The sequence below is a fragment of the Mesorhizobium sp. M5C.F.Ca.IN.020.32.2.1 genome (genome assembly GCF_004023105.1).
In the GTDB taxonomy this organism is placed as follows: Bacteria; Pseudomonadota; Alphaproteobacteria; order Rhizobiales; family Rhizobiaceae; genus Mesorhizobium; species Mesorhizobium wenxiniae.
Genome location: NZ_RZSX01000446.1, coordinates 1 through 5,171, shown reverse-complemented (window position 1 = coordinate 5,171; position 5,171 = coordinate 1). Strand labels below are relative to the sequence as shown.

Annotated in this window: 5 protein-coding genes and 1 pseudogene; 5 read left to right on the top strand and 1 reads right to left on the bottom strand. The window is 63.1% G+C overall.

The window, feature by feature from the left end; all coding sequences use genetic code 11:
* Positions 1-542 precede the first annotated feature (542 nt).
* The 4 genes and pseudogenes from EOA86_RS21255 to EOA86_RS40505 form a co-directional block, all read left to right on the top strand.
* Positions 543-1,100, top strand: coding sequence for a CDP-alcohol phosphatidyltransferase family protein (locus EOA86_RS21255; RefSeq protein WP_095519904.1), 558 nt, complete (start codon positions 543-545; stop codon positions 1,098-1,100).
* On the top strand, positions 1,072-2,271 hold the full coding sequence (locus tag EOA86_RS21250; RefSeq protein WP_128343423.1) for an AI-2E family transporter: 1,200 nt from the start codon (positions 1,072-1,074) through the stop codon (positions 2,269-2,271). Before EOA86_RS21255 ends, EOA86_RS21250 begins: the two co-directional genes overlap by 29 nt.
* A 5-nt stretch (positions 2,272-2,276) precedes the next feature.
* Positions 2,277-2,984: a DnaA regulatory inactivator HdaA gene (hdaA, locus tag EOA86_RS21245; protein ID WP_128343424.1), complete on the top strand. Its 708-nt coding sequence runs from the start codon at positions 2,277-2,279 to the stop codon at positions 2,982-2,984.
* 206 nt (positions 2,985-3,190) lie between these two features.
* A pseudogene (locus tag EOA86_RS40505) lies at positions 3,191-3,283 on the top strand (type II toxin-antitoxin system VapC family toxin); the annotation flags it as partial.
* 45 nt (positions 3,284-3,328) lie between these two features.
* Here the strand turns inward: EOA86_RS40505 and EOA86_RS21240 are convergent.
* Positions 3,329-4,300 (bottom strand): GlxA family transcriptional regulator, encoded by a 972-nt coding sequence (locus EOA86_RS21240; protein WP_065008976.1) that lies wholly within the window; start codon positions 4,298-4,300, stop codon positions 3,329-3,331.
* Between the two features lie 129 nt (positions 4,301-4,429).
* Here EOA86_RS21240 and EOA86_RS21235 point away from each other — a divergent pair.
* Positions 4,430-5,171 (top strand): alpha/beta hydrolase (locus EOA86_RS21235; RefSeq protein ID WP_164891881.1); only part of this gene is annotated, 742 nt, incomplete at its 3' end.

Here is a 5,171-nt window from a genome sequence, read left to right as displayed (position 1 = left end):
GGCGATGGCGGTGTTCAATTAGACCGGCCGAACCGGGCTCCATACGCTCCAGCAGTACAAAAAAATGCCCGCCAGCGCAGCGGCGAGGGCACCGGCGGTCGCTAAAGACCTGACCTCGCCGCTCGGGAGGACTCCATAGGAGAAACCGGCGGCGATCAAACTTGCCGCCACACTCCAGACACCTGGGTTTACGTCGACTGACCGCCCGAAAACGAACGCCACGGCGGCAGCCACTAACCAGAGAGGCCAAGACACGAGAAGGCCGACGACCAGTTGAAGAACGAAGCTGGTCAAATGATCATGCATGGCCGAGTCGCGGTGTGGAGTCGTTAAAAGATGCGAAAGCCAGGAGGCTTTCTGTCACTCCGGCCAAATAGAAAAGTGTGACACGCAGGGCGATTGTAATTCTCTGTGCCATCGACATTCGCTAGCTTCTTTTTCGGTTTGGAGTGGAGCAGGTGAGCGAGGAGAGAGCGTCGCCACTTGCCGTAGCCTCTCATCTCCATCATGTATCATCAAAACAGAAGCGACGGGATATGCGTTTGACCATCCCCAACATGATCACGATCATGCGTTTCGTGCTGGTGCCGGGCGTGGTGCTGGCCATGCTGCAGGCGCGCTGGGACTGGGCTTTCGCCGGCTTCCTGATCGCCGGCATTTCCGACGGCGTCGACGGCTTCATCGCCCGCCACTTCAACCAGTTTTCGCAGCTTGGCGCCTATCTCGATCCGATGGCCGACAAATTGCTGCTGGTCTCGGTGTTCGTGGTGCTGGGCTTCATTGGTGAATTGCCACTGTGGCTGGTCATCACCATGGTGTCGCGCGATGCGCTGATCGTCTGCGCCGTCGTTTTGTCCACCGTCATGGCCCACCCGGTCGAGATGAAGCCGCTCTTCGTGTCGAAAGCCAACACTGCCATCCAGATCGGGCTGGCGGCGGTGGTGCTGGGCGAGCTGGCCCTCGCCATCGATCTCGACCCGCTCAGGCCGATGCTCATATTGCTGTCCGGGGTCTTGACCGTGGCTTCGGCCGCGGCCTATCTCGTGGCTTGGCTGAGGCATATGAGCGGCTATGGCGAAGGCTCCACACCGGGCACCTGACCAGGACATCGACGCGGCTGCCGAGGCTGCGGCTGCCGATGCTGCCGCGTCTGGCGTGTTTCGCCGCCAAATCCGCTTCTGGCTGATCAGCGCCGTCATCCTCGCGATCTTCCTCTATGTCTTCAGCGGCATCCTGCTGCCGTTCGTCGCCGGCATGGTGCTCGCCTACTTCCTCGACCCGGTCGCAGACCGGCTGCAGCGGCTCGGCCTGTCCAGGCTGATGGCGACGATTGTCATCCTGTTTGCCTTCATCGTCGTTCTGGTACTGGCCTTCGTCATCCTGATTCCGGTGCTGGCTTCGCAGATGGCCGATTTCGCCAGCAAGCTGCCGGAATACCTGACCCGCCTGCAGACCCTGATCACCAGCTTCGATCCGAGATGGCTGGAAGAGAATTTCGGCGTCGACGCCAATGGCCTGCGCGAAGGGTTGAATTCGCTGCTGACCTCCGGCTTCGGTCTTTTGACCACGGTGTTCACCTCGATCTGGAGCTCCGGCGTGGCGCTGGTATCGGTGGTCAGCCTGTTCGTCGTCACGCCCGTCGTCGCCTTCTACATGCTGCTCGACTGGGACCGCATGGTGGCGATTGTCGACAGCTGGGTGCCGCGCGACTATGTCCAGACCGTCAGGGCAATCGCCAACGACATCAATACCGCCACCGCCGGCTTTGTGCGCGGCCAGGGCACGCTGTGCCTGGTACTGGGCGCCATGTACGCCACCGGGCTGACCTTGACCGGCCTGAATTTCGGCATCCTCATCGGCCTGTTCGCCGGGCTGATCTCTTTTATTCCCTATGTCGGCTCGCTGACCGGGCTGGTGCTGGCCGTCGGCGTCGCCTTCGTCCAGTTCTGGCCGGACTGGACCATGGTCGCGGCGGTGGCCGGCGTGTTCTTCGTCGGCCAGTTTATCGAAGGCAACATCCTGCAGCCGAGGCTGGTCGGCAAAAGCGTCGGCCTGCATCCGGTGTGGCTGATGTTTTCGCTGTTTGCCTTCGGCGCGCTGTTCGGCTTCGTCGGCTTGCTGATCGCCGTGCCGGCCTCGGCCGCCGTTGCTGTTCTGGTGCGCTTTGCCATTTCCCGCTATCTCGATTCGCCGCTCTACAAGGGCCACAATACCGAACCTATCCCGCCGCTGCCGGCGCGTCGCCGCGGGAGCGGTGGGCCGCGCAGTTGAGCCAGATGCCGGACCACAACAAGATCGACCCGCCGCGCCAGTTGCCGCTCGATCTCGGCCACGGCACCGGCTATTCGCGCGATGAGCTCGTCGTCTCCGGCACCAACAGCCAGACGGTGGCGCTGGTCGACCGCTGGCCGGACTGGCCGTCGCCGGTGGTCGTGCTCGCCGGTCCGGCGGGCTCTGGAAAAACCCACCTAGCGTCGATCTGGCGCGCCCGCGCCGACGCAGTGGGGGTCTACGCCGGGCGCATCGACGACTGCATGGCGAGCCTCGGCGCGCGGCCGGCCCTGATCGACGATGTCGATGCCGGTCCGGTCGATGAAGACGGGCTGTTTCATCTGATCAACGCGGTGCGCGGGGCCGGCTCGACCTTGCTCTTGACCGCGCGGCGCTTTCCGTCCGCCTGGGGCGTCAGACTTCCGGACCTCGCTTCCCGGCTGAAGGCGGCGGCGACGGTCGAGATCCACGAGCCCGACGATCACTTGCTGGCCGGCGTCATCACCAAACTGTTCGCCGACCGCCAGGTCGAGGTCGAGCCACATGTCGTGCAATATCTGGTGCGCCGAATCGAACGCTCGCTGGCAACCGCGATGCGGGTGGTCGAGCGGCTGGATCGCACGGCACTGGAGCGCAAGACGCCGATCACTAGGGCGCTGGCCGCCGAAACCGTCAGTGCCATGGATGAGGGGCAGGGCGAGTTCGAGATCTGATACGATAGGCTCAGGCGGTGTCCCATTTCGGGAAATCAGTGCTGGCATCCATTTTGCAAGGTCAGCCTTGCCGGCTAACCCCGGTCCTGATGCGTATCAAATCAGGTTGTAGGCTCGCCGGGAGATGAGGCGGTTGGGGTTCTCTTCCCGGCGAGCTTGCCTTCAAAGAGGGGTCGCCAGTCGCGCGTATACGGCACTGGCAACGTGACTGCTTCGCCTATGAGGTGGCCAAGGAACATGCCTGCCGCCTGCTTTATGTTGGCGACGATTTTTCAAGGACCGATATCGAAAGCGCTCTACACCGCAACCGCCACCGCTCAGCTTTCGCCGGGCAGGGCCGCTCGTTACACGCCAAAACGCCTGCGGTAATCGCCCGGCACCAGGCCGGTTATCCTGGCGAACACTTTGCGGAAGGAGCCGGGATCGTCATAGCCGACATCCCAGGCGATCTGGTCGATGGATCGGGTCGTCGTTTCCAGCATCTCACGCGCCTTGCCGACGCGCAGGTGCTGGCAATACTCGGTCGGCTTGAGGCCGGTGGCGTTGCGAAAGCGGCGCAAAAAAGTCCGCTCCTCCAAGGCCGCATGCTCCGCCATGGTGGCAAGCGTCACATCGCGCGCGCCTCTCGCCTGGAGCCAATGCTGCACCTTGAGGATGGCCTCGTCGCCATGGTTCAGCCTGGGAGCAAACGGGCTGTAGAAGCGTTGCTCGCGTCCCGGCGGGTCCACCAGCATGAAACGGGCCGTCTCTATCATGACGGTCGGCCCGAGCACCCGGTCGACGAGTTTCAGGCCGAGATCGGTCCAGGCCATATAGCCGCCGGCGGTGATGATGTCGCCATCGTCGATGACCAGCTTGTCGGCATCGAGTAGGATGTCGGGAAAGCGTATCGCCAGCGCGTCGCGATAGGCCCAATGCGTGGTCGCAACACGACCCGACAGCAGGCCGGTCTCGGCCAGCACGAAGGCGCCGGCGCAGACCGAGCCGAGCGTCGCGCCGGCCGCATGGCGGGCCCTGAGCCAGTCGGCATAGGGTGCGGCCGCCTCGCGCGGAATCGGATCACCCAGCGTCGGAGGCAAGATGACCATGGCAGGTCCATAGCCAGGGCCGGGCTCGCTGTCGAAGGTGGGGATGACCGTTTGACTCGCCTCTTGCCACTGCCAATGTGTGACGCGAAGCCTCAGCGCATCCGGCGACCGTTCGGAAGCCAGCCGGTTGGCCAGCTGAAACAGATCGGTGAGGCCCAGTACTGCCGCTTCCTGAACGCCGGGATACACCACAAGCCCGATTTCGACCGGATCACGCGCCGCCCCCATCTGTCAGTTTTGCCTTGTTCAATGTCTGTTTTGCCAATCCTCACCATGACTCCGTTGCGATAGCTTTGTCCACAGAAGGAACCAACCTTCCCCCAACCAATTCAGCCACCTGCACCAAGGAGTAAGAGGATGAGCACATTCACCACCAAGGACGGCACCGAGATTTTCTACAAGGATTGGGGCACAGGCCAGCCAATCGTGTTCCATCACGGCTGGCCGCTCAGCGCCGATGACTGGGACAACCAGATGCTGTTCTTCCTCGACAAGGGCTATCGCGTGATCGCGCATGACCGTCGTGGGCACGGCCGCTCGACACAGACGGCGACCGGCAACGAGATGGACACCTATGCCGCCGATGTCGCGGCTCTGGTCGCTCACCTTGATCTCAAGAACGCCGTCCATATCGGCCACTCGACCGGCGGCGGCGAGGTGGCGCGTTACGTTGCCCGCTACGGTGGCGAAGGACGCGTCGCCAAGGCGGTGCTGATCGGCGCGGTGCCGCCGATCATGCTCAAGACCGACAGCAACCCCGGCGGCCTGCCGATCGAGGTCTTCGACGGCTTCCGTGCCGCTTTGGTCGCCAACCGCGCCCAGTTCTACAGGGATGTGCCGGCTGGCCCGTTCTACGGCTTCAATCGCGAGGGCGCCAAGGTCTCGCAAGGGGCTGTCGATAATTGGTGGCGCCAGGGCATGATGGGCGGAGCCAAGGCCCATTACGACTGCATCGAGGCTTTTTCCGAGACCGACTTTAGGGAGGACCTGAGGAAGATCGACGTGCCTGTCCTGATCATGCACGGCGATGACGATCAGATCGTGCCGATTGCCGACTCCGCTCTGCTTGCAGCCGAGCTCGTCAAACACGGCACGCTCA

What these genes read in the sequence shown, in the direction of transcription:
- EOA86_RS21250 (WP_128343423.1), top strand. Translation starts at nt 1,072, where the DNA reads ATGGCGAAGGCTCCACACCGGGCACCTGACCAGGACATCGACGCGGCT.
- hdaA (WP_128343424.1), top strand. Translation starts at nt 2,277, where the DNA reads ATGCCGGACCACAACAAGATCGACCCGCCGCGCCAGTTGCCGCTCGAT.
- EOA86_RS21240 (WP_065008976.1), bottom strand. Translation starts at nt 4,300, where the DNA reads ATGGGGGCGGCGCGTGATCCGGTCGAAATCGGGCTTGTGGTGTATCCC.